The sequence below is a fragment of the Paracoccus sp. MKU1 genome (assembly GCF_001447385.1).
Lineage (GTDB): Bacteria > Pseudomonadota > Alphaproteobacteria > Rhodobacterales > Rhodobacteraceae > Paracoccus.
Genome location: NZ_LLWQ01000096.1, coordinates 1 through 821, shown reverse-complemented (window position 1 = coordinate 821; position 821 = coordinate 1). Strand labels below are relative to the sequence as shown.

Genomic DNA, 821 nt, shown 5'->3' with positions numbered 1-821 from the left:
CCCAGCATTCGACCGAGAACAGCCCGGGCAGGTTCGCGGCATAGGCCGGCGCGACCCGGATCATGTCGATCGAGCGCATCCGCGTGGCGAGCAGCGACTGGTGGCCGTCGCGCATCGAGGTGTCGGTGATCAGCAGCCGCTTCTGAGCCAGCATCCAGTCGGCGACGGCTTTCGCCCCCTGTTCCTCCAGCAGCTGCCTTGTGCCCGGCGCCGGCTCGGCCTTGGCTGCGGGCGGCACCGGGATGCGCGCCTCGGCCGGCGGCAGAGGCCGGCCGGCGGTCTCGGGATGGCCGTTCACGGTGATGTCGGCGATATAGACCAAGAGCTTCGTCGCCCGGTCGCGGCGCTTGCGGAACGCGAACAGGTCCGGCGTGGTGTCGATGAACTTGGTGGTATAGGTGTCGTCGAGGAAGGTCGGGTGCTTCAAGAGGTTGATGACGAATTCGATATTCGTCGCCACGCCGCGCACCCGGAACTCGCGCAAGGCCCGGTCCATCCGCGCGATGGCCTTCTCGGGCGTCTGGGCATGGGCCGTGACCTTGACCAGCAGAGAATCGTAATAGCGGGTGATGACGCCGCCGGAATAAGCGGTGCCGCCGTCGAGCCGGATGCCGTTGCCGGTGGCCGAGCGATAGGCGGTGATGCGGCCGTAATCCGGGATGAAGTTGTTCAGCGGATCCTCGGTCGTGACCCGGCATTGCAGGGCATGGCCGTTCAGATGCACCTCCGCCTGAGAGGCGACGCCGGTGGCCTCGGCCAGCGTCGCGCCCTCGGCGATCAGGATCTGGGACTGCACGATGTCGATGCCGGTGACCTCCTCG

Annotated in this window: 1 pseudogene; it reads right to left on the bottom strand. The window is 67.4% G+C overall.

Annotated features, from left to right (window positions below):
* Window positions 1–821, bottom strand: a pseudogene (locus AQY21_RS06255) (pyruvate carboxylase); the annotation flags it as partial.